This is a genomic window from Duodenibacillus massiliensis, assembly GCF_928721995.1.
Classification (GTDB): Bacteria; Pseudomonadota; Gammaproteobacteria; order Burkholderiales; family Burkholderiaceae_F; genus Duodenibacillus; species Duodenibacillus massiliensis.
The window spans coordinates 786,712-812,837 of record NZ_OV788642.1; the positions used below are offsets into that span (position 1 = coordinate 786,712).

Annotated in this window: 16 protein-coding genes; 9 read left to right on the forward strand and 7 right to left on the reverse strand. The window is 56.3% G+C overall.

Features of this window, described 5'->3' with window-relative positions; translation table 11 throughout:
- The first annotated feature begins 58 nt into the window (after nt 1-58).
- The 5 genes from NXF97_RS03560 to mutS all read left to right on the forward strand — a co-directional run bounded on the left by NXF97_RS03560 (nt 59) and on the right by mutS (nt 6,104).
- Nucleotides 59-766: a helix-turn-helix transcriptional regulator gene (locus tag NXF97_RS03560; protein ID WP_274956492.1), complete on the forward strand. Its 708-nt coding sequence runs from the start codon at nt 59-61 to the stop codon at nt 764-766.
- A gap of 20 nt (nt 767-786) precedes the next feature.
- Nucleotides 787-1,167 carry a RidA family protein gene (locus NXF97_RS03565; protein WP_022372586.1) on the forward strand — a complete coding sequence of 127 codons (381 nt, stop codon included), beginning with the start codon at nt 787-789 and terminating at the stop codon, nt 1,165-1,167.
- 18 nt (nt 1,168-1,185) lie between these two features.
- The gene (locus NXF97_RS03570) at nt 1,186-2,283 is read left to right on the forward strand and encodes a threonine synthase (protein ID WP_274956493.1); all 1,098 of its coding nucleotides are present in this window, start codon (nt 1,186-1,188) and stop codon (nt 2,281-2,283) included.
- Between the two features lie 218 nt (nt 2,284-2,501).
- A complete protein-coding gene (locus NXF97_RS03575) occupies nt 2,502-3,302 on the forward strand; it encodes an inositol monophosphatase family protein (RefSeq protein ID WP_274956494.1) in 801 nt (266 codons plus the stop codon).
- Between the two features lie 138 nt (nt 3,303-3,440).
- On the forward strand, nt 3,441-6,104 hold the full coding sequence (mutS, locus tag NXF97_RS03580) for a DNA mismatch repair protein MutS (protein ID WP_274956495.1): 2,664 nt from the start codon (nt 3,441-3,443) through the stop codon (nt 6,102-6,104).
- A gap of 70 nt (nt 6,105-6,174) precedes the next feature.
- On the opposite strand, the gene pgsA is transcribed toward mutS, so the two are convergent.
- Nucleotides 6,175-6,732: a CDP-diacylglycerol--glycerol-3-phosphate 3-phosphatidyltransferase gene (gene pgsA, locus NXF97_RS03585; RefSeq protein WP_022372572.1), complete on the reverse strand. Its 558-nt coding sequence runs from the start codon at nt 6,730-6,732 to the stop codon at nt 6,175-6,177.
- A 16-nt stretch (nt 6,733-6,748) separates the two neighbouring features.
- Entirely contained in the window at nt 6,749-8,617 is a 1,869-nt protein-coding gene (gene uvrC / locus NXF97_RS03590) for an excinuclease ABC subunit UvrC (protein ID WP_274956496.1), read from the reverse strand.
- A 45-nt stretch (nt 8,618-8,662) separates the two neighbouring features.
- Between uvrC and earP the strand changes: the two genes are divergently transcribed.
- Nucleotides 8,663-9,817, forward strand: coding sequence for an elongation factor P maturation arginine rhamnosyltransferase EarP (gene earP / locus NXF97_RS03595; protein WP_274956497.1), 1,155 nt, complete (start codon nt 8,663-8,665; stop codon nt 9,815-9,817).
- Between the two features lie 103 nt (nt 9,818-9,920).
- Nucleotides 9,921-10,478, forward strand: coding sequence for an elongation factor P (gene efp, locus NXF97_RS03600; RefSeq protein WP_022372575.1), 558 nt, complete (start codon nt 9,921-9,923; stop codon nt 10,476-10,478).
- A 124-nt stretch (nt 10,479-10,602) separates the two neighbouring features.
- On the opposite strand, the gene NXF97_RS03605 is transcribed toward efp, so the two are convergent.
- On the reverse strand, nt 10,603-13,053 hold the full coding sequence (locus tag NXF97_RS03605; protein ID WP_274956498.1) for an ATP-dependent helicase: 2,451 nt from the start codon (nt 13,051-13,053) through the stop codon (nt 10,603-10,605).
- A 316-nt stretch (nt 13,054-13,369) separates the two neighbouring features.
- Between NXF97_RS03605 and NXF97_RS03610 the strand changes: the two genes are divergently transcribed.
- Nucleotides 13,370-13,834: an FAD-binding protein gene (locus NXF97_RS03610; protein WP_274956499.1), complete on the forward strand. Its 465-nt coding sequence runs from the start codon at nt 13,370-13,372 to the stop codon at nt 13,832-13,834.
- Entirely contained in the window at nt 13,791-14,177 is a 387-nt protein-coding gene (locus NXF97_RS03615) for an FAD-binding protein (RefSeq protein ID WP_274956500.1), read from the forward strand. The genes NXF97_RS03610 and NXF97_RS03615 overlap by 44 nt, the downstream gene beginning before the upstream one ends.
- A 97-nt stretch (nt 14,178-14,274) precedes the next feature.
- Here NXF97_RS03615 and NXF97_RS03620 read toward each other — a convergent pair whose 3' ends face one another.
- From NXF97_RS03620 to NXF97_RS03635, 4 genes are all read right to left on the reverse strand, one after another.
- Nucleotides 14,275-14,658, reverse strand: a complete 384-nt coding sequence (locus NXF97_RS03620; protein ID WP_274956501.1) for a helix-turn-helix domain-containing protein — start codon at nt 14,656-14,658, stop codon at nt 14,275-14,277.
- 289 nt (nt 14,659-14,947) lie between these two features.
- A complete protein-coding gene (locus NXF97_RS03625) occupies nt 14,948-19,867 on the reverse strand; it encodes an autotransporter domain-containing protein (protein ID WP_274956502.1) in 4,920 nt (1,639 codons plus the stop codon).
- 444 nt (nt 19,868-20,311) lie between these two features.
- Entirely contained in the window at nt 20,312-20,680 is a 369-nt protein-coding gene (locus NXF97_RS03630) for a helix-turn-helix domain-containing protein (protein WP_274956503.1), read from the reverse strand.
- Nucleotides 20,681-20,974: 294 nt separating this feature from the next.
- Nucleotides 20,975-25,897, reverse strand: a complete 4,923-nt coding sequence (locus NXF97_RS03635; protein WP_274956504.1) for an autotransporter domain-containing protein — start codon at nt 25,895-25,897, stop codon at nt 20,975-20,977.
- Between the last annotated feature and the right edge of the window lie 229 nt (nt 25,898-26,126).

Consider the following 26,126-nt stretch of genomic DNA (forward strand, 5'->3'; position numbering starts at 1 on the left):
AAAAACAGGGGCGAATGCGCTTAGAATTATATCTAGAAATTTTTATATGAAAGTACCGATGTCTGAAAAAAATTCTCCCGTGAGAGCGCCGCTCCTCCCCTACACCGCTGTCGCCGATCTGATCGTGCAGCTGATGGGAAAAGGCTGTGAAGTGGTCCTGCATGACCTCGACACCCCGCAGCACTCCGTTGTCTATGTTGCAGGAGAGAGCGTCACGGGCCGCAAACCCGGCCAGGGCTTCCGGCACTTGGTGAGCGAACTCATCCGCACCCCCAGAGAAACTCCCAACATCACCCCCAACTGGTTTTTCGAGCACGAGGGAAAACCGGTGCGAAGCACCACGCTTTTTATCCGCAACAGCCGGGGGGAACTCACGGGAGCGCTCTGCGTGAACCTTGACGTCACGGGGGCCGTGCGTGATTTTGAGCGTCTGGCGTCGCTCTTACCGGGCCTTGCCGGCATCAATCCGCTCTCAGAAAGCCCGGCCGCCCCCCTTACGGGCACCGCTTCCGTTACCGCTGAAACTGGCTCCGGCAACGCTGAAAGCGTCTTTACGTCGGTGTGCCGCCTCATTGACCGCATGACCGCGGCGGGCGCCAAAACCCGCGAAGAGCGCCTGCAGCTCATTGACTTCATGCAGGACAGAGGCGTTTTTCTTGTGAAGGGCGCCCTCGAATACGCTGCCGACAAACTCGGCATTTCCAAAGTCACCGTCTACAGTGACCTTGATGCTTTGAAGCGCCGCAAAACCGAACAACAAAACTAAACCGCATAAGAGGAAAATCCATGCAGATCGTCACACCGGACTTTAAAGGCAAAAACCCCGGTCACTACAGCGCAGGTGTTATCTCCAACGGCATGCTCTACGTCTCTGGACAGCTTTCGCTGGATCCCGACACCCGAGAGCCCTGCACCGGAGACATCAGGGCGCACGCGCTGCTGGCGTTAAATAACGTCGACCGGGTCCTGAAAGCCGCGGGCGTCACCCGCAACCAGGTCGTGCTCTGCCGCGTCTACACGCCGTCCTCGGAATACTGGGGCGCAATTAACGAGGTCTACGCCGAATTTTTCGGAGAACACAAGCCCGCACGCATTGTCGTTTCCACCACAAGCCTTCACTTCGGCTGCCTCGTTGAAATCGAAGCCATGGCTGAAATGCATTCCTAAATCACTGGGAGAAAGATCATGAACTACCGCTGCATACACTGCGGAGCACTCACCGACACCACGACACACGCGCCGTTTTGCACCTGCGGAGGCCTTTTTGAACTCGACTTCACGCCGCCCGACTGGGACGCGGCCAAAATCGACAAATCCGAATGGTCGCTTTTCCGTTACCGCGCCTTTATGGCGGTGGACGGGGACAGCTGGAGAGACGTGACATTGGGCGAAGGCATGACGCCGACCGTTCAACTTGAGCCCGGGATGTACGTCAAGGTCGACTACATGATGCCCACGCTCTCCTTTAAGGACCGCGGTGCCGCAGCGCTCGTGGCGCATATGAAGGCGATCGGCGTCAAAACCTGCGTGCAGGACTCAAGCGGCAACGCCGGCAACGCCGTTGCGGCCTACTGCGCCCGCGCGGGGATCGCGTGTGAAATTTACGTTCCCGAAGGCACAAGCCCCAAAAAGACCACGATGATTGAAGCGCACGGCGCCAAGGCCCACGTGATTCCGGGAACGCGAGACCACTGCGCCGACGTCTGCCGCGCTCGCGTCAGAGAGGACGGCGTCTACTACGCCAACCACGTCGCCAATCCCTATTTTTACGAAGGTACGAAAACCTACATCTACGAGATTTTCGAGCAGCTCGGCCGCATTCCCGACCACGTTGTCGTTCCCGTCGGTAACGGCACGCTCTTTATCGGAGCGGTAAAGGCTCTCGAACACCTCTATGACTCGGGTGCAATCAACACCTTCCCGCAGATCGTGGCGCTTCAGAGCGAACTGTGTCAGCCCCTGAAATCCGCGGTTGACAAGGGGCTTGGCCACGCCGACACCACGGTAACCGTGAGCCCCACGATTGCCGAAGGAATCGCGATCGGCAAGCCCCTGCGCGACCGCGAGATTCTCGCGATGGTGAAAAAACACAACATTCACGTGATCACGGCGCCTGAAGACAAAATCCTTGAAGCGCGTGCCGCGATGGCCAAAAAGGGCTACTACATCGAGCACACCACGGCCGCAAACTTTGCCGCCTGGGACGCCTACAAGAAGGCCTTTAACCCCAAGGGCGACGTCGTCATTACGCTCTGCGGCGCCGGGATTAAGTCCGACCACTGACCCGCCGACGTTTTGCCGCACTGGTAAGCCTTTTTTCCTTTGCCGCCTTCGGGCGGCAAATTTTTTCTCAGACGAGGTCTGACGCGCGCGCATCAAGCCGTTACAATTAAAAGATATTTTGCTTTTACGTTGAGCACAGTCTTTTCCCGTTTAACAACCAACGCGGAAAAGCCCTGCGGCACAACCCCCCCCCCGTTTCCGACATTCTTTGAGAGAAAATGGCCACTCCTCAGCTTCAGACAGCCATCAAGGCTGCTTTAAACGCCGGCAAGATCATCAGCCGGGAAAGTCTGCGCGTTGACACGCTCGAAGTGCATGAAAAGACACAGTTTGACTTCTTCAGCCGTGTGGACACCGACTGCCAGGAAGAAATCTGCCGCACCATCAGCCATTACTTCCCCAATGACGGCATCATCGCCGAGGAAGGTGACTTCAAGCAGCATTCCGACGCTGAGTCTGTCTGGTACATCGATCCCTTGGACGGCACCACGAATTTCCTGCACGGTTTTCCGCAGTACGCCGTCTCCATCGGCATGACCTACCGCGGCAAACTCGCCGTGGGCGTCGTGTACGACCCCACCCGCAACGAACTCTTTTACGCGGAAAAAAGCCAGGGCGCCTTTATGAACGACTCCCGCATCCGCGTCTCCGGCCGCAGTGAATTCAGTAAGAGCCTCATCGGCACGGGGTTCCCCTTCCGCCGCAATGACGACTACACGGGCTTTATGTCAAAGTTTGAGAAGGTCGCACGCGACGCCGCGGGGTTGCGCCGTGCGGGTTCGGCAGCGCTCGATCTCTGCTGGGTCGCAAGCGGTCGCTTGGACGCCTACTGGGAAGCCAACCTCAAAAGCTGGGACATCTGCGCCGGAGCCCTCATCGTTCTTGAAGCAGGCGGCCTCGTCACGGACCTTAAGGGCGGTGAGAACTTCCTCGCCGACGGCTGCATCTGCTGCGGAACGCCCAAGATCTTTGCGCCTTTGATTGCCAAGGTGGGTGACTTCGGTACACCCAAGGCTTAAGGCCAATTCAACAATTTTCCCGAAAAATGCCGCAGCAATTTTCACGAACCGCTGCGGCGTTTTTGCATGAATTCCGTCCCGATGCGGCAGATCCGGTCTTTCAGGGCCTTCTGCCGAACTTAAGAGTTGTTTACACCGATGACTGAAGCCACACGCCCTCAGGCTGAGACCGATTCCAAAGAGCCCTACAGCGAGCACACCCCCGCCATGCGGCAGTATCTGATTCTGAGGGACAAGCATCCGGGCGTGATGCTTCTCTACCGGATCGGTGACTTCTACGAAACGTTTTTTGACGATGCGGTGAAAATCAACCGCTTGATCGGCCTGACGCTCACAAAAAGGGGCACCTTTCAGGGCAAGCCCATTCCGATGGCCGGAATCCCCGCGGCAACGCTGGAGCAGTACCTCGCGCGCCTCGTAAAACTCGGCGTCTCGGTGGCAATCTGCGAGCAAATCGGCGACCCCAACGAACCCGGCAAAGCCACGATGGACCGCAAGATCGTGCGGATTGTCACGCCCGGGACGCTCACCGATAACGCGCTTTTGTCCGAAAAGTCTGATTCCGTACTGCTTGCGGTGGCAAGAATCGGCCGGTCGGCGACGGCTAACCTCGGACTTGTGTGGCTTACGCTCACCAACGGCCGCTTTTGCGCCGCAAGCATTGCGCCGCAGAATCTTGCGACGGAACTTGCGCGCATCACGCCCTCGGAAATTCTTGTGCCCGCAGAGCTCAGAGAAACCGTGCAGGGTGCGGCAGCAGAGACGGCCGTGAACGAAATGCCCACCTGGTACTTTGACGCCGAGCGCGGCAGGGAGCTTTTAAAGAAGCAGTTCGGGTTGAATAACCTCGAAGCCTGGGGCATTGAAAATGAGCCTGCCGTACTCTCAGCCTGCAACGCCCTTTTAAGTTACGTTGCCAACACCCAGTGCGAGAGCCTGCCCTACATTGCGCCGCTGGAACTGCAGAAGGAATCCAACTTCATCGTTTTGGATGCCGCAAGCCGCAGAAATCTCGAAATCACCGAGAGCCTCCGTAATGACAACGGTCCGACGCTTTTTTCCGTCATGGACAACTGTTTTTCGAGCATGGGAAGCCGTGAGTTAAAAAACTGGCTCACCACACCCTCGCGCGACACGACGACAGCGCAAAAGCGTCACGAGGCGGTAGCCGAACTCATGGTCAACCTCGATGCGCTCGAGCCTCTGAAGGCTCTGCTCTGCGCAATGCCCGACATTGAGCGGACCGCCGGACGCATTGCGCTTAAAAGCATCCGCCCGAAGGAAGCCGCGGCTCTGAGAGACTATCTGCCGTCCCTGAAAACCCTCAAAGCCGTCGTTTCAGCGCTTCAGGCCCCGATTTTTGCCGAACTTGCCAGGGCGCTTGAGGTGGACGATGCGCTTTACGAAAAACTCAAGGCGATGCTCCTTGATGAGCCGGCAACATTCTTAAGAGAAGGCGACGTCATCCGCTCGGAAGCCGATCCGGAACTCACGCAGTTAAGAAGCATGAGGGATCACGCCGGAGACCTGCTTCTGGCGATGGAAGCGCGCGAAAAAGAGCGTACCGGCATCGCGGCGCTTCGCATCGACTATAACCGCGTAAGCGGCTACTTCATCGAGGTCCCCAAGGGCCAGAGCGAAAATGTTCCCGCGGATTTCCGCAGGCGTCAGACGCTTAAAAACACCGAGCGCTACATCACGCCGGAGTTAAAGCAGTACGAGGATCAGCGGATTTCCGCCAAAGAGCGGGCTTCTCAGATTGAGCGCGCGCTTTGGGATGAGCTTGTCACCTACATGCACGGCTGGGTGGAGGTGCTGCTTGCCGCTGCGCACGCAGCCGCCGCCTTAGACGTTCTTCTGGGGTTTGCCCGTCATGCGTTTGAGATGCGCTGGACACGGCCGCAGTTGATGAGCGCTCCCGGGATTGACATCACCGGAGCGCGCCACCCGGTCGTTGAGAAGATGATTGACGGCTATATCCCGAACAACTGTTCACTCGTTCCGGGACGACGACTTCTCATCATTACCGGCCCCAACATGGGCGGAAAATCCACCTACATGCGCTCTGTGGCACTCATTGTGCTTCTTGCGTACGCGGGAAGCTTTGTGCCCGCAGCCGCCAGCCAGATCGGACCGGTCGACAAGATCCTCACCCGAATCGGCGCCTCAGACGACCTCGCCCGCGGCCGGTCCACCTTTATGGTGGAGATGACCGAAGCCGCTTCGATTCTCATGCAGGCAACCGAAGAGTCCCTCGTTCTGATGGATGAAATCGGCCGCGGCACGTCAACCTTTGACGGCTTAAGTCTTGCGGGCGCGATTGCCGAAGAACTTGCCGAAGGCACCAGGAGCTGGACACTCTTTGCCACGCACTACTTTGAGCTCACGCAGCTCGCGCAAAAGTGCCGCGAGGCCGTCAACGTTCACGTCTCTGCGGAAAACACATCAAAAGGGATCGTCTTTCTGCACGACGTCAAAGACGGCCCGGCAAGCCAGAGTTACGGCATTGCGGTCGCCTCGCTTGCGGGCATCCCCGCGCGCGTCATCCGGCGCGCCAAAGCGCTTCTTAAAAAACTTGAAGAACGTGCCAAGGAAGACACGGGTCCGCAGCTTGACCTTTTTGCCGCAGCAACTGAGGGCGCAGACACCGAGGAAGACTATGCCGAAGAGATGCCCGCCGTCGCCCCCGCCGTCACGGCGTTTGTGGATGAAGTCGCGGCAATCGACATCGACAGCCTCTCGCCGCGGGACGCGATGAACAAACTCTACGAACTCACGGAAAAAGCAAAGAGCCTCGGTTAATCAGAAGCGTCAAAAAACGGCTGAGTCCGAAAGGAACCAGCCGTTTTTTACCAACAGTCGCGGGACAAACTTACTTCGCGTCCCCGCCCTCGATATGCGGCCACGCAGCCGACATATAAACAAACATCGAGTAGACGGTGAGAACGGCGGCAACCCAGATAAGCACCGTCCCCACAAGGTAAATATCAATCCCGAAGAAGGGATCAAAGAAAAGGAGCATCGGAATCGCGGTCATCTGCGCGATGGTCTTGATCTTTCCGAACCAGTTGACCTTCACGGTCGCGGCCGCGCCGATCTTGGCCATCCATTCTCTTAAGGCCGTCACGGCAATTTCTCGCCCGACGATGATCAGAGCCACAATCATGTCAACGCGGTCAAAAGCAAGCAGCACAACAATCGCGGAACACACCACGAGCTTATCGGCAACCGAATCGAGAAACGCCCCCATCATCGTAGCCATGTTGTAGTTGCGGGCAATGTAGCCGTCCAGGGCGTCGGTGATCGCCGCAATGATGAACATGATGCAGGCGAGCACATTTTTCATGTGCGGACTCACCAGGGCGTCGGGGACATAAAACACGCCGACAATGAGCGGAATGAAAGCAATCCGGGCCCAGGTAAGGGCCATCGGAATGTTAAAAGGCTTAGGTTGAACTGACACCGTCAACACCGTGAAGTTGTGCGTAAATCTTTTGCGCGAGCACTCGCGAAATGCCGTCTATTTTAGCGATATCCTCCACGCTCGCATTACGTACACCTTTAAGGCCCCCAAAGTGCGTGAGGATTTTCTGCCGGCGCTTCACGCCGATCCCGTCGATGTCTTCAAGACGACTTGTCTGCCGGGTTTTGCTGCGCTTGGCGCGCATCCCGGTGATGGCAAAGCGGTGCGCTTCGTCGCGGATCATGGCAATGAGCATCAATGCCGGGCTTTCACTGCCCAAAACCAAGGGAGGACGGCCGTCGGCAAAAATAAGCGTCTCAAGCCCCGTCTTTCGGCCTTCGCCTTTGGCCACACCCACGATTACGGAAATGGGAAGCCCAAGCTCCGTGAAGACGTCCTTGGCCATATGCACCTGACCGCGGCCGCCGTCAACAAGCACCACAGTGGGAAGCGGCGCTTCGCCTCTGGCTGCCGGGAGATACCTTCGCGTCAACACCTGCTTCATCGCGGCGTAGTCGTCCCCGGGCGTAATCCCGGTGATGTTAAAGCGCCGGTAGCGGCTGCCGTCCATCGCAAGTCCCCGGAAAACGACGCAGGAGGCCTGCGTTGCTTCACCGGCGGTGTGCGAAATATCAAAGCACTCAATCTGAAGGTTGGCGCGCTGCTCTTCGTCAAGCGTAAGTCCGAGTGCCTCAATCATCGCGGCCACCCTCTTTTTCTCGCCGCCGGCTTCGGCCATGTGCCGCTCAAGCGCAAGCTTTGCGTTTTGCTGCGCCATCTCAAGCCAGCGGCGCCGCACGGACTGCGGCTCATGCACAAACTGAATGCGCCGGCCCGCAAGTTCCGTCAGCGTCTCCTGCAGCGCCCTCGGGTCCGCTGCATCCGAACTGATCACGGTCTCAGGAACCTGACCTCCGGCGTAGTGCTGTGCAACAAAGGCTTCGAGAACGTCTGAGGCTGCCAATTCCTTACCTGTGCCGCGTGAGATCTCGGGGTAAACGGCGTGATCCCCCAAATGCCGGCCGCCGCGGACCATGGCAAGGTTTACGCAGGCTTCGCCTTGCGTCACCGCCACCGCAATGATGTCGGCGTCAGTGTCCGCGCCCGTTGTTTCCACAGCCTGCTGATGCATCACGTCGTTAAGTGCCGCGATGCGGTCGCGGATCACAGCCGCTTCCTCGTAGTGCAGCCTATCGCTTGCGGCCATCATGCGGTCACGAAGTCCCTGCATGACGTCATCGGTCTCGCCCTTTAAGAAGCGGCAGGCGTTTTCGACGTCACCTTTGTATTCTTCAGGCGTGATTTCGCCCGTACAGGGGCAGGAGCACCGGTCCATCTGACCCATGAGGCACGGACGCGACCGGTTTTTAAAGACATTGTTTTCGCAGACTCTCAGACGAAAGACTTTTTGCAGCACGCCGATTGCTTCCCGCACGGCGCCGGAATTGGGGTACGGCCCGAAAAAGCGGCTTTTGCGGTCCACGCTCCCGCGGTAGTAACTCACCCGCGGGAAGGTGTCTGCGGAAATTCTCAGATACGGATAACTCTTGTCGTCCCGAAAGAGAATGTTGTACTTGGGATTGAGGGTTTTGATGAGGTTGTTTTCCAGCAGAAACGCTTCGGCTTCGCTTCGCACAACGGTTGTCTCAAAGGCTGCTATCTGCTGCACCATGATGGCGATGCGCGGGCTGAGGTCATTTTTCTGAAAGTACGAGGAGACGCGTCGCTTTAAGTCGCGGGCCTTGCCAACATAAAGGCAGTTGCCGTCCTTATCAAAATAACGGTAGACGCCGGGCAGCCCCGGCAGTCCCGCCAACTGTTCCTTATAGTCGTTTATGCTGATCTGCTGCATAATCCCGCACCAAAAATCCCAACTGCCGCTTTGGTCAACCAAACCATGGAAAACCTGACACAAAACCCTGTTACCGCCGGCATCTGGTGCCGCGTCATCGACAATTTCGGCGATGCGGGCGTAGCCTGGCGGCTTGCGCGCAGTTTAAAGCGTGAATACGGCTGGTGCGTGACGCTCATTATTGATAAGCCCGAGACGCTCGCGGCTTTTGTGCCCGAAGTCGATGCCGCGGGCGACGCGTGTACGGCCCTCGGTATCCGCGTCATGCGCTGGAATGCGGCTGCGGAACGCTTCTTTTCGAAGGCCACGACCCTCCCCGATGTCACGGTGGAAGCCTTCAGCTGCAGGCTGCCTGACGGCGTGGAAGAAGCGCTTTCGCATCGATTTGACATGAAGCCCACGGCGGTCTTTGCCCTGGACTATCTCACAGCGGAAACCTACGCCGAGGAGTCCAACGGCCTTGTGAGCCGCCACCCCCGTTTCGGTTATCCGAAGACCTTTGTTTTTCCGGGATTTACCGAAAAAACAGGCGGCATCGTGCGCGAAGCCGACATCAGTGAGGCCCGAAAGGCTTTTGAGGCCGCAGGCGGCAAGACGGCGTTTCTTGAATCGTCCGGAGCCGATCCCGCCGCGCCCTTCACGCTCTTTTTCTTTACCTACCCCACAGAGGCTGTTGACGCACTTGCCGGGGCCTTTGCTTCCGACAAGCGCCCCTTACAGATACTTCTTGCGCCGGGGGCTGCGTCCGAAAAGCTCGCTGCAGCTCTCGCCGCTGCCGGAAATCCGGCGCACGTGACCACTGTGCGCCTGCCTTTGCTCCCGCAGTGCGAATTTGATAAGCCGCTTTTGGCGTGCGACTGCGCGCTCGTAAGAGGCGAAGATTCCACCGTGCGTGTGCAGCTTGCGGGCACCCCTCTTTTATGGATGCTCTACCCGCAGACGCAAGACACGCACCTTGTGAAACTTGCGGCCTTCACGAAGCTCTACACCCGGGGCATGGCTGAGGACGACGCCCGGATCTGGTCCGGCCTTGAAGCGGGCTTAAACGGGAGGATTCTCACGCCCGCGGCCTGGAGCGCATACCGAGACCGTTTTCCGGCGATGCAGAAGGCCGCACAGGCCTGGCGCACGTACCTTTCATGCCTCACCACAGCGCCCGAGTATATTGCGCAAAAGGCCCTGAAACAGATAAAATGCTGAGTTAACGAAAAAATTTTGCCTCGGTCGGGCCGCTTCACGCGGATGCCGTTACACGTGCCCCGACTGCCGATTCAATCCAGTCCAATTCAAGGAAAGACTCAAAATGAAAACCGCGCAGGAACTGCGTGCCGGCAATGTGTTCATGGTCGGCAAGGATCCCATGGTTGTGCTCAAGGCCGAATATTCCAAGGGCGGCCGCGGAGCTTCCACCGTCAAGATGAAGATGAAGAACCTGTTGAACAGCGCCGTGACGGAAACCGTCTACCGTGCTGACGACAAGTTCGAAGACATCATCCTCGAACGCAAGCCCGTCACCTACTCCTACTTTGCTGATCCGCACTATGTCTGGATGGACGAAGAGTACAACCAGTACGAAGTCGACGCCGACACGATGGAAGAAGCCAAGAAGTACCTCGAAGACGGTCTCACCGCTGAAGCCGTGTTCTACGAAGGCCGCGTGATCGGTATCGAACTGCCGACGATGGTTGTGCGTGAAGTGGTTTACACCGAACCCGCCGTTAAGGGTGATACCTCCGGTAAGGTCATGAAGCCCGCCAAGCTCGCCACGGGTTATGTGCTCGATGTTCCGGCGTTCGTGAACACCGGCGACAAGATCGAAATCGATACCCGCACGGGCGAATACCGCAGCCGCATCAAGTAATCCGGCGTAACGGCATTCCCATGCCTGAGGCCTTGAGGCTTCAGGCATCAAAAAAGCCCTGCACGAAGTGCTTTCTTCTGAAGAAAACAGCTCGTGCAGGGCTTTTTGCTGCGCTTTGTTTTTCTCAGAGTTTCGTGAGATTGGCAAACGCAAGCAGCAGTTCCTTCGTGCCGTAGGCGGGATTGGTGAAATTAATCTGCGCACGGGTCTGATCGCGTTTGGCGACGTTGGCCATCGAAACGATCACACCGTCACCGAACTTGGTGTGATGCACCTTGTCTCCCACGGAGAGGCCCCACTCGTTGGAAGTGCTTTCCTTGCGGGCGGCAATTGAGGCGTCCGAAGAGAACCCGGCGCCCGAGGCGCGGCTTGCCGCGAGGTAGTCGCTCGCGCGACCGAGTTTTCCGCCCTGCCAGCCCGAGCTTCGCTCCGTCTTCTGACCGTAACCCGAAGAGCGGGCGCCGAAACTGTTGTCGCGGCCTGCGTAACCGCCGCGGGAATAGCCGCTGTTGCCGTAGCCGCGGCTGTAGCCTCCGTTACCGTAACTGCCGTAACGGCTGCCGCCGTAGCCTCCTCGATAGTCCCCCGCGTCATCGTCCTTTTTCGGGGCTTTGAGTTCCCGAACGTGTTCTTCGGGAATCTCATCAATAAACTGCGAGCGGTCCTGATACTTGATGTCGCCGTAGAGCATACGCTGCGCGCACCAGCTGATCCTCAAGCGCTTCCGCGCACGGGTCATCGCGACGTACATCAGCCGCCGCTCCTCGCTGATTGCCTTGTCTTCTTCAGCTTCGTCCCTGGCGTGGTGCGGGAAAAGGCCGTCCTCAAGGCCGCAGAGCCAGACGTTCGGAAACTCCAGGCCTTTGGATGCATGCACCGTCATCATCTGAACGGAGTCGCTCACACCCTCTTCGTTTTTATCATCGGCTTCCAGCGCAGCCTGCGCCAAAAATCCGTCCAGGGGCGTCATGCCGTTGTCAATCCCCGCTTCAAAGGCAGGCTGCTCCTCGTCAATGCCGTTTTCGCGGCAAAAACCGGTGGCAGCGTTCACCATTTCGCCCATGTTCTCAAGCCGGATATCGTGGTCGGGCTTTGATTCGTAATAGGTCTTAAGGCCCGACATTTCCATGACTTTCGCAATCACTTCGGGTAAGGGCAGCCCCTCGCAGGCTTCCTTCATATCGGCCACAAGCTTCATAAAGCCTGCGGCACGCTTCACGGTCGCCGTGTCCTTCGCCTGCCAGTCGTGCATTGCTTCCCAAAGCGTGACGCCGCGCTCGTTGGCGTGCGCCGTAATGCGCTCAATCGTCGTTGCACCGATCCCGCGCGGCGGCTGATTGATGACACGCAGAACGGACGTGTCTTCGGGGTTACTTAAAAGCCGCAGGTAAGCGGTGACGTCCTTGACTTCCTGACGGTCAAAAAAGCGCAGGCCCCCGTAGATGCGGTAGGGAATGGAGTTGGCGGTGAAATACTGTTCGATGATGCGGGACTGGGCGTTGTTGCGGTAAAGGACCGCGCAGTCACGCCAGGGGGTGCCCGAGCGGTGCAGCGTGAGAATGTCCTGCGTGAGGCTTCTGGCTTCCTCACGGTCATCGTCAGCGCCGTAAATGCCGATCAGTTCCCCTTTGCCGGCCTCAGTCCAGAGGTTTTTGCCCATGCGCTGGGCGTTGTTGGCAATGACGGCGTTGGCGGCATCGAGAATGTGCGAGGTCGAGCGGTAGTTCTGCTCGAGCTTCACAAGGTGCTTAACGTGGTAGTCGTTTACAAAGTCGGCCATATTGCCCACGCGCGCACCGCGGAAGGCGTAAATCGACTGATCATCGTCGCCCACGCAAAAAAGTGAATTTGTGGTGCTCGCGGGCGACACAATCGCCTTAATCCAGCGAAACTGCAGGGCATTGGTGTCCTGAAACTCATCGACGAGCACAAAGCGGAAGCGGTCGGCGTAGTGCTCGCGCAAAACGGTGTTGCGCTCCAGAAGCTCCGTACTTCTTAAAAGAAGTTCGGCAAAATCCACAAGCCCCTCTTTCTGGCAGCGGTTCTCGTAGAGGCGGTAAAAGCCCTGACCTCCCAAGGGTTCTTCTTCGGCGGCAACGTCCTTGGCACGCAGCCCCGCTTCCTTAAAGCGGTTGATGCGGGCCTGCCAGCTCTTGGCATCGTTTGTTTCCGTATCAACGCCCTGCTCCTTCATGAGGCGCTTCACAAGCGACAACTGATCCGAGGAATCAATGATCTGAAAGGCTGAGGGCAGTCCCGCGTCTTCGCAGTGAAGCCGCAGAAGCTTGTGCGCAATCCCGTGAAAAGTCCCCACCCACATGCTGCGCATGTCGGCGTTGACCATCCCTGCCAGACGGTCGCGCATTTCGCGCGCGGCTTTATTGGTAAACGTGACCGCGAGAATCTGCGCTGGGCGAGCCATCCCTTTGGCGATAATCCAGGCAATGCGCGTTGTGAGAACCCGCGTTTTGCCGGACCCCGCCCCCGCCAGAATGAGCGCGTGCTCAGCAGGCAGTTCCACCGCGGAGCGCTGCATGGGATTGAGGCTGTTGACGAGGTCAAGAAGATTCTGCATGGTCGTAGGAAAAAAGCCGGCAAAGAAGATGAATTTTTGAGTCGGGCATTCTAACGGGTTACGCAGCGCCCTACCCGCTTAGTCCTAAGTCCGGAAGTTTCGGTTGGGCTATGCTCAAGCACTCCCGGATCCGGAAGGTTCTTTTGCTGGCCCTGAGACGCCCCCGATGGGGGTGTTGCCACCCCGCTCGGGCATAATCCCAGACGCAAAAGATTCGCGGTGCAGTGCTTGTCCGTGGAGTTGAGCCTGACGGCTTTCACAGAATATCCCGCAGGAAGCCTGGGGCTTGAGCCCCGGGAGGAATGCGGGAAATTCTGTGAAGCTCATCACAGACAAAACCGGTGCCGTGACCGGCGTACTCGTCAAAGGCAAACACTCAGGGCTTTATCAGATCAATGCCAAGGCCGTTGTGCTCGCAACGGGCGGCATCGGCGCTAACGCCAAACGCGTACAGAGTCTGCGCCCCGACATCAGTGCTGACGTGAAAACATCAAACCAGCCCGGCAGTCAGGGTGACGGCATGGTGCTTGCGAAGAAAATCGGCGCTTCGGTGACCGATGCCAAGGAAATCGAGCTTAACCTGACGCTGCTGGTGGGCTCTCCCGTGATTGTCTCCGAAACAGTGCGCGGCGCTCGTGCCGTGTTCGTCAATAAGGAAGACAAGCGCTTTATCAGCGAACTCACGACGCGCGACGTCACAAGTGCTGCGGTGAGCAAACAGACGGGCGGCGTTGCCTATGAGATTTTCGATCAGCGAACTTGCCGCGGCAGCCGGTATTGATCCGGACAACCTCGAAAAAACAATGACCGACTACAACCGTTATGCTGAAAACGGCAAAGAGCCGGAATTTCATCGTCCGGACGGCTTCCCGAAAGTGGACAAGCCCAAGTACTACGCCATTGAAATCACGCCGGCGATCCACTATTACATGGGCGGTTTAACGATTGACGGCAAAACCCGCGTCATCAACACGAAGGGACAGCCGATCAAGGGACTCTTTGCCGCCGGTGAAGTGACGGGCGGCGTGCACGGCAAGAACCGTTTTGGCGGCAACTCCATCTCCGAAACCATCACGTTCGGGCGGATTGCCGATACGGAAGCCGCTAAGGCCGTAAAACAGTAATCCTCTCCTCTTGAGGCAAGAGCCGCTGCAGTCTCGGGCTGCGGCGGTTTTTGCTCGTCCGAAAAAACGTTTTTTCCTTGCTTTATCCCTGCTTTAATTACGGTGCCGCAGCGCACTTTTCACTGGCTACTGCCTTTGCACACCACTTCCGGACAGTGGAAACAGGAACTCGGGTTAATTCGCTGATCTTGCGCCAGGAGACGCCCTCTGCGCGCATTTTCAGAACCTTCTCCCGCAACTCATCGGAATAACGCAGCTGGTTGTCTGCAATCTGAACTCTGAAGCGCCCCTTGCGGTACTCACGCTGCCAGTCCCGGACAGTGTTTTCCGAAAGTTCCAGAATCGACGCCACCTTGGTGTAGCCGTAGCCGTGCTCAAAAAGGTCACGGGCCCAGCGGCGCTTCTTTTCTGAGGCATAAAACGCGGGCTTCTGACGAACCGGCACGCTTTGCCCTGCACCATCACTGAGTGTCATGTTCATTTGTTTCGCCGAAAACGCTACTGGTAAAAAAGACCCCGCTTCCTGATTGAGGGAACGGGGCTTGAAAGTTGCCTGACATGGAGTTTTGATGCCGTTTTCTCCCGTCTTTTAAAGGAGAAACGACAGGTAACCGGCTCAAGCAAAACCGGGAGCTTTCTCTGAAGCGTTCGTGTGAACCCCTCAGAGAAAGCGGTAAAGCGTTTGCCCTTGCCGCCATGGCGTTATCCGCTTTAGGCGGCTCGGGCCTCAGTCCGGTTACCCGGACTGAGTTTTTTTCATACCCGTTCGATTAGAACGCGTAGCGGACGTTGACGTTGAACGTGTTGTTCATACGGTCGTCGCTGCCCACGCCGAGCTTGTAGTTGAGACCAAAGCCCCAGGCGCCGTTGGTGGCATTGACGCCCAACGTAGCCTGAACCGGGTTGGAGTCAATCACACGGACCGCGAGGTCGTCAGTGGCCTTCACACCGGTGATGCCGAGTTTGAGGTCAGCATCCTTGTCGCCGAAGGTCGGGACAACCGAGAGATCGAACTTCGGAGCAACCGTCCAGTCGCCCGTCTGGAAGTCACCGGAAACGGTGACACCGACCGGCATCTGGAAGATGTTCTGATCGTCGATTTCGGTCTTGTAACCGGCTTCAAAGCCGTCGGTCGAAAGAGCCGTGTAGCGGATGCCGATATGCGGCACCAACTTCACAGCGCCGACTTCCGCGAGGACTTCAGTGCGCAGGCCGATCGTGAAGGCATCGGTATCCTGGCTGAACTTCCAGCTCTGGCCGTAACCATTGGCGGTCACGTCGTTGGAAGCCGTGAGGTAACCGATGTCAGCGGACACACCAATCACGTCAGCAAAGGTCTTGCTGGCGTAGACGGAGAAGCCCACGAGGTCGGAGTCGGTGCTCGCCTTAACCGTGGAGTTCTTGTTGTCCGTGTCGGCCGTCCCGATCGTCAGAGCGGCGCCCAAAACAGCGTTGCAGGCGAACTGGTAGTCAACGCCGAGGACACCGGAGTAGATGTCGCTTTCGTAGCCCGCGCCGTCAAAGAGCGACTTGGCTTCGAACATACCACCGTTGGCGGCAGCCCAGACGTTCACACCGGCAGCACGCTGGGTGAGGAGCGACACACGATCAGCAACCGTTTCACCCATCTGGTTTACAGCGTCCATCGTCATCGTCTGAACACCTGTGGTGGCGCCGAGGCTTGCGACGTCCTTAGCGGCCGTCTGCAGAGCAACGAAGTTGCCTTCTTCCGTACCATCGTTCTTCGGAGACGTGGTCGAGGTGTAGAGCCACTTGTTGAACTGAGCAGAGCTCGAGTTGTTGTCAACGCCTTCAGCGAACATGCCATAGGCAGCGCCGAGGCCTGCAACAGCCCCCATCTTGGCGAGCTCTGCACGGTCAAGCATGCTCATCTGATAAACAGACGTTTCGTTACCCGCAGCATCCTTCACTGCTTCGAAGTTCATCAGCAGGTCACCAGCGAACACAATGTTAGCGTTACCAACGGACACAGCCGGGACATGCTGGTTGTCGAAGGGAAGGAGCGCAGTCGTCAGATTCAGCTTGTCACCATTCTTGAGGTTGCTCAGATAGACCGTGGCACCGTCATCAATGTTGATCGAGCCACTGAACACTGCGATTTCGCCGGACTTATCAAAACCGGAGGCATCGATGATAGCGAGCGTCCCCTTCTTGACATCAAGCCCGTGCGTAATCGACTGGGTAGCCTGCTTAGCACCGGAGACGAGCACATGACCGCCAACCGTCGTACCGTTGTAATCGGTCACACCGGCAGTCACGGTCGGTTCAGCCGTCACATAAGCCACTGCGTTCACAACACCAACAGAGCCCTTTGTGACTTCACCGAGCTTCAGACCGGTCTGAGCCAAAGCAGCCTGAGCCTTCGTGATGTCGGTCGTACCGACGGCCACGATGGAATTACGGCCGGCCTCGACCTTAGCCCCACTGTCCAGCGTCTTCACTGCAACCTGGGCAGCTTCCATACCGTTGTTCCAGGCAGGATCAGCAAAAACCGTTACATTCTTCAGCGTCCCGACAGTCAGAACACCAGTCGAATTGTCGCTGCCGACATTGATCGTGCGACCGGTACCGTTAGCAGACAACACGCCCTTCACATTCATCGTGCCATCGACAGCCAAAGCGCCGGAGCCAGAATTGAGGGTTACATCGTGCAGAACGTTGAGCACACCGCCCTGTTCAACCGTAAGGTTAGTAGCGGTCACCGTGTACTTTTGAGCAGGCTGAGCAGGCTGAGCAGCCGTCGAGCCAGAAGCAGGAACCGCAGCCTTTTCATTGACCGTAAGAGCTCCGGTCACCGTGAGATCGGCAACATTGACGTCACCCTTGGCTTCCAGAGATCCGCTCTCAACAACAAAGCTACCGGACGTGCCATTAACACCACCGACAACTGCATTCTGGCCTGTTGTCACAAAGGAAGAGCCATTACCGACAGCAACATTGGCAAGCTTACCGTCCTTGTCAACAATGAGGTTGCCGGAGTTGTTCAGATAAACCTGCTTGCCATCAGCCACACTAAACGAGGCGGGGGTACCGCCCGTAGCTGCGGCATCAGTCAGCTGAACCGCACCGAAACTGCCGTTCAGCCCATTGTTAGCGCCTGAAACACCGGTCACCGTCGTGTTCTTGAACTGATCAAGATGCATACCGTCAAGTTTCTCAGCACCGGAAGCCGTCAGCGTATTGGCTGTAGAGTTATACCCCGACACAGTCGTGGCATCGACTGCAAGCTTGCCGAAGTCAATGAAGCCGGTATTGGTCTTGACAATCGCATTCTTAATCGCGGCCAGCGTGTCAGCCTTCACCGTCATGCCGTCAAGTCCGGTCACCAGCACGCGGCCTTCGTTCTGTACGCCCTTAAAGGTATCAGCCACCGCGGCACTGTCACCGCTCGTTGCAACGGTCAGACCGATGGCGGTCTTGGTCAGAGCAAGCGTACCATCTTTGCCAACGTGAACATTGGCACCGGTACCTTCAGCCTTCGTCGTGAGCTTGGTGTCAACGTTCAGCGTACCGCCGTTCACATTCACGGAACCTGCACCAACAGCATCTAAAGTACCAACGGTGTAGGTGCCTTCGTAGCCATTTTCAAGTGTCAGAGTAGAGTCATTGCCCTGACTCTGTCCCTTCGGACGGAAGGTAATCTGAGAAGCCTTATAGTCACGTGCCCCCTTGACGGCAACTGTAGCGCCGGCAACAGTAGCATTGGTAGCATCAGGCTCGCCATCGGACAAACCAAGCTGCACGTTGCCCGTGAATTCCTGGCCGTTTAACGTCACAAGGCCGCCGTCCAGAGTCATCTCACCGGCGAGCACCAGCTGATCCTTCGGATCGGTTTTTTTACCCGAAACGCTGGAATTGAGTTCAGTCAGATTGAACGTACCCTTCACCGTAGTCTTGGCAACAGCATAGGAGTCCGTAATCTTGGTATTCAGAACACCGCCTTCTTCAACCGTCAGACTGTTGGCACCGATGTAACCGTTAACAGTCTTACCGTCAACCGTACCGTAGTTGGTGAACGTACCGGCAACGAAAACATCACCCTCACCAGTAGCCGTGTAGGTTGTCTTGTTATTTTCAGTCTTGGCACTTCCGGAAATAAATCCGGTGTTCACGAAATCAGCACCCTTGGCAACGGTCAGAGAGCCAGCAGTGGTGTTTGTGCCCGCAATCGAGATCGTGCCGCTGTTCACAGAACCGGTACCGGTCAGAGCAAGAGCAGCACCGCTCGCGACGTTGGTCGTACCCGCATTGGTGATCTTAGCTGCCGTCACATGACCAGCCTGGATATCGAAGAAACCACCAGAGGTCTTAACAGAACCGCCGGACATCTCAGCGGCCGCGGTCACTACAGCGCCGTTGACCTTCAGTTCACCATCACCAGTCTTAATCATGGTGCTCTTACCGTCAACAGTCACATCGTTTTTGACGATAGCTGAGCCGGAACCCACAACTTCAATCAGGCCTTTACCGACCGTCTTGACGCCAACACCCAGTTTTTCAGTGGCAGTTGCAGCAAACTTGTCGGCATACGTATGCGACGTTACCTTGATGCCGTCAACAACGAAAGCACCGCCGTTCGCCACCTTCACAACAGTACCTGCCTGCTGATAATTAGTGGTGTTGCCCTCCTGCGGTGTAGCGGCTGTCTGCCCCGTGATTTCAAGCACATCATTAATCGTGGCAGAAGCACCGGACTCTACCGAGAGAACAGATGCCAGCTTCAAGTTACTTTCAGCGGCTTCTGTCGCACTGTCAGAACCACTTGTTTTATTTGCTTCAATCTGCTGACGCGTGACGCGGGAACCAAACCCGGTAGCCATCGTCAGAGAAGAACCGCTTTCAACCGTGATTGTGCCGGCAAAGTTTTCCGTGGAACCATTGATGGTCACAGAACCGCCGCCCGTCACCTTGAGCTGCTCGCCGTCACCCACAGAAGCGATGGAGTCGAGGCCTGCCGTCTGAGCAGCACCTGCTTCACCGATCGTGAGGAAAGAACCCTGAGCAACGTCCAGCGTCAACGTTGAGGCGTCCCTGAGGTAGGCAAAACCGCCCATATCCTCATACTTCGTATAGCCAGAACCAGCCTTGTTACCGGCATAAACCGCCTTCTTGTTAGCAGTAACAGCAACTTCCACCGTGCATTTCTCTGAAGGAGATTGGGTGCCGGTTGCAATCAGAAGCGCACCACCATGACCCTGTGCAGTGTTACCCGTAAACTGGGCATCTACGAACTTAATATTGCTACGGTAAACAGCTGCTGCGCCGCCCTGACCGTAGAGTGCCTGGTTTTTACCTTCCGCAGCCTTGGTATAAGTGGTGTTATTAAGGAACTTCAGCCCGGAAACAGTAACAGCAGAATTGCTTGCACCGGAAACTCCGTTCACATACAGAGCGCCGTAATAACCCGTGGTGTTGGTAGGAGCTGCGATTGTAAGGTCTTGGAAAACCTGATCATTCTTCAGCTTCTGCTGACCTGTGATTTGATCCGCCTGGGTGATTACCAACGTAGCATCAGTCGTAGCAGCAACAGCACCGCCGGCGAGCATCGCGGTAGCGGCTGCTGCGATCACCGTCTTTGTGCCCTTGGCCTGAACGGAAGAAGTCGCTTCGTTCACAACCATCAGCGCGGAACGCGCCTTGGAGAAGACGACCTTAAAAGATTTGTTCATTTACAAAACTCCGAAAATTTTCGTTTTTCTGCACGCATCTTTCGGACGCAGTGCACCCCCGCCTATCGAGGCGGTACACCCGCAGAATAAGTATTTCCGAGTTTGACTACCGGGGGGGGGTATTCCCCTATAAAAAACAGCCGATTTCAGAGGAAATTTTCGGATTATGTTGTTTATTTGCAACAGAAGGCCGGTTTTCAACACCGTTTTCAGTAGGTGCCCGGTTGGAGTTTTATCGGGAGAAAAAGCTCAAAAACTGTCAACGGAAAGATAAACGTCAGTTTTATTGGACGTACGGGACAATGCAGAAAGAAAAACGACCGATCAAAACGGGCTTCTGCCGCAGCAAACAACTCTGGTTCAAAGCTTCCGCCTGCTGCTGCAAAGGCATGTCATCCGTTGCCTTTTTCCTGAATTGCAACTCCCTCCTGAGATTATCAAAATTTAATCTTCCGTCTTCTCAGCGCCCTGTCCCCTCACCCACTTCCGGCAGGTTGACACCGGCACCTGCGTCATCTCGCTGATCTTCCGCCAGGACAGGCCTTCAGTCCGCAGGTCAACAACCTTGCTGCGCAGTTCCTCGCAATAGCGCAGCTGATTGGCCGCAATCTGCACTCTGAAGCGCCCCGCCCGGTACTCCCGGTTCCAGTCCCGGACCGTATAGGGAGAAAGCTCCAGAATCGAAGCGACCTTCGTGTAGCCGTAGCCGTGCTTAAACAAATCCACCGCCCAGCGGCGTTTGTTCTCTGACGCGTAAAAATCCGGCTTATGACGGACCGGAGCGCCCTCTTCTTTGCCCGCAGTTTCTGTCATCGTCATTTTTCACCGCAAAAAGTGTCAGGTAAAAAAGACCCCGCTTCCTCTTTGAGGGAACGGGGCTTGAATGTGCCTGACATGGAGTTTTGATGTTCCCCTCTCCCGTCTTTTAAAGGAGTGGGAAGCAATAACCGGCTCAAGCAAAACCGGATGTTTCCGCCGGAGCGCCGGTGCAAGCCGGCCCCGGGGAAACACAACACAACTTATGACCGGCACGGCCATGGCAGAGACTGCTTTAGGCGGCGCCGGCTCAGCTGCTTTACGCAGCTGAGTTTCAAAGCACCCGTTCGGTTAGAACGCGTAGCGGACGTTGACGTTGAACGTGTTGTTCATACGGTCGTCGCTGCCGACACCGAGCTTGTAGTTGAGACCAAAGCCCCAGGCGCCGTTGGTGGCGTTAACACCGAGCGTGGCCTGAACCGGGTTGGAGTCAATCACACGGACGCCGTAGTCGCTCGTCACGGTACCGCCCGTGACACCGAGCTTCATCTCAGCATCCTTGTCGCCGAAGGTCGGAACAACAGAGAGGTCGAACTTCGGAGCAACCGTCCAGTCACCCGTCTGGAAGTCACCGGAGAAGGTGACACCGACCGGCATCTGGAAGATGGCCTGATCGTCGACATCCGTCACATAGGCGGCTTCAAAGCTGTCCGTAGAGAGAGCCGTGTAGCGCAGACCGATGTGCGGAACGATCTTCACGGGGCCGGCCTGGGTGAGAACTTCACCGCGGATACCAACCGTGAAGGCGTCCGTGTCTTCGGAGAACTTGTAGCCGAAACCGTAACCGTTGGCGGTCACATCGTTCGAAGCAGACAGGTAACCGATGTCAGCAGACACACCGATGATGTCGGCGAAGGTCTTGCTCGTGTAGACCGAGAAGCCCACGAGGTCGGAATCCGTCGAAGTACCGAAAGCGGTGTTCTTGGAATCCGTGTCAGCCGTACCGACCGTCAGAGCAGCACCGAGAACGGCGTTGCAGGCGAACTGGTAATCAACACCGAGCACGCCAGAGTAGATGTCGCTCTTGTAGCCGGCACCGTCGTAGAGGGTTTTGGCCTGGAAGTTACCGCCGTTAGCGGCAGCCCAGACGTTCACACCGGCAGCGCGCTGCGTGAGAACGGAGACGCGGTCCTGGACGGTTTCACCCATCTGGTTCACGGCGTCCATCGTCATCGTCTGCACGCCCGTCGTGGCACCGAGGGCACCGGCAGCATTGGCGATAGCGCGGATGGCTTCAACGTTCACGTGCTTGACGCCGTCAGAGTAAGCACCGTAGGCAGCAGAAGAGCTCTTCGTGTAGAGCCATTCAGCAAACTGAGCAGACGTCGTCGTGGCAGCGCCGCGGTTAGCGTTAGCAAAGTAGCTGTAAGACGCGTCAAAGCCGGCAACGCCCGAATCAAGACCGTAGGCCTTCTTCAGGTCAGCCTTGTCGTACATGGCAACGGAGAGGACCTTGTCCGTCACGTCCGCGTGCGACAGGATATCGCCCTTGAACTCAACGTTGTCTTCCCAGTTGCTACCAGCTGTCAGATTCCCTGCCGTCAGCAGGATCTTGTCGCCGATCTTGAGATTGTTGGCGGCAACAACAGCACCGTCAGCAATGCTCAGATCCTGAGCAAACAGAGCAGTCGTTCCGGTCGTATCAATCGTCGCCGTGTCAAAGGCCAAGGCGGTATTGGCAGCGATCTTCACACCTTCGCCACCATCGCGCGTTGTGCTATCAGTGGTATCGATGGAACCTCCGAAAGCCACGGCATTGGTCGTCGCAGTCTTACCACCGTCAACATAAACCACGGTATTAACCGTACGGGCATCGATCGAATTGACTTCAACCTTATCTGTCGTATCAGTGTCAACTGTCTTCGCAAGCGTATAGCCGGCAGCCGTCAGAGCCTTCTGAGCAGCTGTGGTATCTGTCGTACCAACAGCGATGTAGGCGTTTTCATCAGCCTTGATCAGGGCACCCGCAACAGCTGTCTTCACAGCCACTGAAGCAGCCGGAGCCGTCCAGGCGTCCTTATCGGTGTATGCACGGGTCGCGTCAATCGTGCCGGCGGTGGAGAAGTTAGCCACGGAGACCGTACCAGCAGCATCCTTATTGGTTGCGCTGTCAAAGCGACCGACCTTCATGGTCTTACCGGTATTGGCAGTCAGCGTATCAACTGTCAATGTGCCTTCGACAGCTGCATTAGTCGCAGCGGAAATATCAAGGGTCTTGATTGTTGCAGTGCCATCAACTTCGATAGAAGTACCGATCGTGACAGTGTTCTGTGCGGCGGCGAATGTACCGTCAACGGTCAGATTGGCCACATTGACTGTATAAGCCTTCGTTGCATCTGCAACAGTGCCCATCGTCAGCGTGCCGGTCGTACCGACAATCACATCCTTGGCGACAACATTGCCTTCAACCGTCAGGCCCTTGTCAGCGACTTCCAACACGCCCTTGGTAGTATCACCACCCTTAACTTCACCGATAACGCCGTTGCCCTTCGTAACGAGCTTCGAAGCAGCACCGTTAAATGTAACCGCAGCAACCTTGTCGTTCTTGTACTGAACAAGATTAACCGCTGTTTCACCCATGCCATTGAGCGTTAAAGTGACATTGTCGCTGATGGTGAGACCAGCGTTAGAGGCAAGGGTGTCTGCAGCGGTCGGAGCGTCTGTAGACAGTTCAACCGCACCGTAGCTCGAAGTATTAGTGATCGTATCCTTACCAAGAATACGGGATGCCTTCAGCGTATCGGTCGTGATGTGGTCAAAGCCCTCAAGTTCAGTAGCGGCAATTTCACCGTTCGTGACCTTAACAGCTTCGCTCGCGCTCTTATAGAGCTCAACAGCACCGAGGTCAATCAAACCAGCACGCGTTCCGGCAAGTCCAACGATCGTAGCAGCACCATCCTTGGAAACCTTCGTACCACCGACGTCGAGATCGAGAACTGCATCCTGGCTAAGGCTAAGGAAGCCAGCCGCAGCACTCTGAGTCTTGTCCTTGATTGCGGCTACATTACCAGTAGTGGCATCGGCTTCAAGATTCATCGCCTTAAGCGAAGTAGCCAGCGTACCAGAAGCAACCTGGACAGAGGCAGCAGTTGCTGCCGTCAGAGAATCGGTCACAGCGAGCGTGCCGTTCACGACAACAGAGTCAGCATCGGCCGCAGTCAGTGTCTTAACGGTCACATTGCCCGTCTTAGTGGCATCAGTCCCGACATTAAATTTGGCGCCAGCAGCTTCTTTGACCGTATCAAGCGTGTAATCACCGTTGAGGGTCAGAGTATCACCGGAAATTAAGTTGAATTTCGTGACAGGCGTATCAGCAGCCGTACCGAGGACGCCACCGTCCAAAGAGAATTCACCATGAAGGGTGAGCGAATCCTTTTCAGCCGTGATCTTGCTGTTCAAGGCCGTGATGAATGTACCGCCCTTATTGACAACGGTCTTGCCAACGACATACTCACCAGCGGCATCATCGGTCAGCGCGCTTTCAACCACGCCGCCTTCCTTAACAGTCACCGTACCGGCAGTGATCTTGCCCGTATAGCCTTCAGTCGCAGCAGTGTTCTTGAGATTAGAGAGCTTGCCGGACACCGTGATGTCCTTTGCTCCAACAGTGTTTTTATTGGTAAGCGTTCCAGTAACAACAATAGAACCACTCGTGGCATCCCCACCAATCACGCCAGTCTTTGTGTTATCAAGAGAGCCGGCGATGGTGAGCTTAGCATTAGTCCCAGTAAAGGCAATACCCCTGGCACCTGCATCGTTAGTCAAGTCACCCTTCAACGTAACAACACCGGTGTCAGCAATATTAAGCAGACCCTTGCCGATCTTGGATCCTGTTCCATTGATTTCGAGATCTCCGGAAGAAACCGTCAGCGTGCCGTCAAGAAGCAGCTTACCAACCGTCACAGCACCAGAGGTGTTGCTGTTCGCCAGAGTCAGTCCCTTATCTGCCTTGATCGTCAGATCACCTAAAGCCATCGTGCCGTACTGACCATTGGTAACTGTGCCATTGACTGCAGTCACTTCAGTGGCAGGAGCTTCAACCGTCGTCTTGTTGGTAAAGTCGCTGGCAATTTCCAGCGTATTGCCCACAATCAGAGAACCCGTCTTGGTGACAGAACCATTTGCAGCTGTAGCCTCACCAATGGTGATCGTCGCACCGGAAATACCGATCGTGTTCTTATCGGTGGTCGGCGTGACTTTACCATCAGTACCGAACTTAATCGAATCACCAATCTTGACGTAATCACCCGTGATGTTACCGGTGATATTCACGGTGTTAGCGCCGCTAATATTCAGAATACCGGTCTTGCCGTCGTAGTCAGCAGCAAAATCGACCTTGCCACTAGCGGCAGCCGAAGTAACAGTCAGAACACCCGTGTTCACGAAGGTGCTGTCCTTACCGACTACCACATCGCCTGTTGTAGCAGAAACCGTCAGCTTGCCGGCATTCTCAACCGCAACATTAACGAGATTCATTGAGGGGGCCGCAGACGTACCGGCTCCGGTAGCCGTAATCGTGGCATCCGTCCCTGCAACCGTTTTCACAACAACCTGCGAACCAACATTACCTACATTGTCGCTAGTTGCACCCAGTGTCACAGTACCTGCAGAAAGAGTAGCCGTGCCGGTCGTCACCTTAGCCGCAGCCGTATTATCGTTTGTTGCATCCTGAGCAACAATGCCGAAATCAATCGTGCCAGACTTCAGACCAATATTCTGAAGCGTCAGGCTAGCGTTCTGGGCAGCCCCCTGATAGGCGTTGACAGAAATATTGCCGGCAATCTGAGTTGCAGATGTGCCCATGTCAACCGTGCCCCGAGAGACAGCAGCCTGATTACCATGGCTGGCATTCACAACTACAGAACCACCGCTGAAGGCCAGCGTGGAGATTTTTCCGACTTCAGTCTTGTCTGCAATAGCTGCCGGCTTTGTCTTATCCGCAGCGTCGCTCGCCACTCCGGTAGCCGTCGTGCCGAGAATCTGAGTTGTAGTCGTGCTGCCAGTTGCACCCGTATACACGATTGACGAGCCTTCGTTAATCGTCACAGAGTCGTAGTTTGTGGCTGCAGCCATCGCACCGCCGGCAATCATCGCAGCCGCTGCCGCAGCGATCACCGTCTTTGTGCCCTTGGCCTGAACGGAAGAAGTCGCTTCGTTCACAACCATCAGCGCGGAACGCGCCTTGGAGAAGACGACCTTAAAAGATTTGTTCATTTACAAAACTCCGAAAATTTTCGTTTTTCTGCACGCATCTTTCGGACGCATGCACCCCCGCCTATCGAGGCGGTACATCCGCAGAATAAGAATTTCTGCATTTGTCTACAGTGGGGGGGTATTCCCTTATACTTTTCGGCGTTTTTTGCTAAAGAAATTTATTTTTTGTTGTTCTTTTACAACGTTTTGAGTTTTTCGGCCGGATTTTCACCCGGAAATGTGACCGGTT

Bases quoted from the DNA above. Each gene is read 5' to 3' on its own strand.
- NXF97_RS03560 (WP_274956492.1), top strand. From the start codon at position 59: ATGTCTGAAAAAAATTCTCCCGTGAGAGCGCCGCTCCTCCCCTACACC.
- NXF97_RS03565 (WP_022372586.1), top strand. From the start codon at position 787: ATGCAGATCGTCACACCGGACTTTAAAGGCAAAAACCCCGGTCACTAC.
- NXF97_RS03570 (WP_274956493.1), top strand. From the start codon at position 1,186: ATGAACTACCGCTGCATACACTGCGGAGCACTCACCGACACCACGACA.
- NXF97_RS03575 (WP_274956494.1), top strand. From the start codon at position 2,502: ATGGCCACTCCTCAGCTTCAGACAGCCATCAAGGCTGCTTTAAACGCC.
- mutS (WP_274956495.1), top strand. From the start codon at position 3,441: ATGACTGAAGCCACACGCCCTCAGGCTGAGACCGATTCCAAAGAGCCC.
- pgsA (WP_022372572.1), bottom strand. From the start codon at position 6,732: ATGGCCCTTACCTGGGCCCGGATTGCTTTCATTCCGCTCATTGTCGGC.
- uvrC (WP_274956496.1), bottom strand. From the start codon at position 8,617: ATGCAGCAGATCAGCATAAACGACTATAAGGAACAGTTGGCGGGACTG.
- earP (WP_274956497.1), top strand. From the start codon at position 8,663: ATGGAAAACCTGACACAAAACCCTGTTACCGCCGGCATCTGGTGCCGC.
- efp (WP_022372575.1), top strand. From the start codon at position 9,921: ATGAAAACCGCGCAGGAACTGCGTGCCGGCAATGTGTTCATGGTCGGC.
- NXF97_RS03605 (WP_274956498.1), bottom strand. From the start codon at position 13,053: ATGCAGAATCTTCTTGACCTCGTCAACAGCCTCAATCCCATGCAGCGC.
- NXF97_RS03615 (WP_274956500.1), top strand. From the start codon at position 13,791: ATGAGATTTTCGATCAGCGAACTTGCCGCGGCAGCCGGTATTGATCCG.
- NXF97_RS03620 (WP_274956501.1), bottom strand. From the start codon at position 14,658: ATGAACATGACACTCAGTGATGGTGCAGGGCAAAGCGTGCCGGTTCGT.
- NXF97_RS03625 (WP_274956502.1), bottom strand. From the start codon at position 19,867: ATGAACAAATCTTTTAAGGTCGTCTTCTCCAAGGCGCGTTCCGCGCTG.
- NXF97_RS03630 (WP_274956503.1), bottom strand. From the start codon at position 20,680: ATGACAGAAACTGCGGGCAAAGAAGAGGGCGCTCCGGTCCGTCATAAG.
- NXF97_RS03635 (WP_274956504.1), bottom strand. From the start codon at position 25,897: ATGAACAAATCTTTTAAGGTCGTCTTCTCCAAGGCGCGTTCCGCGCTG.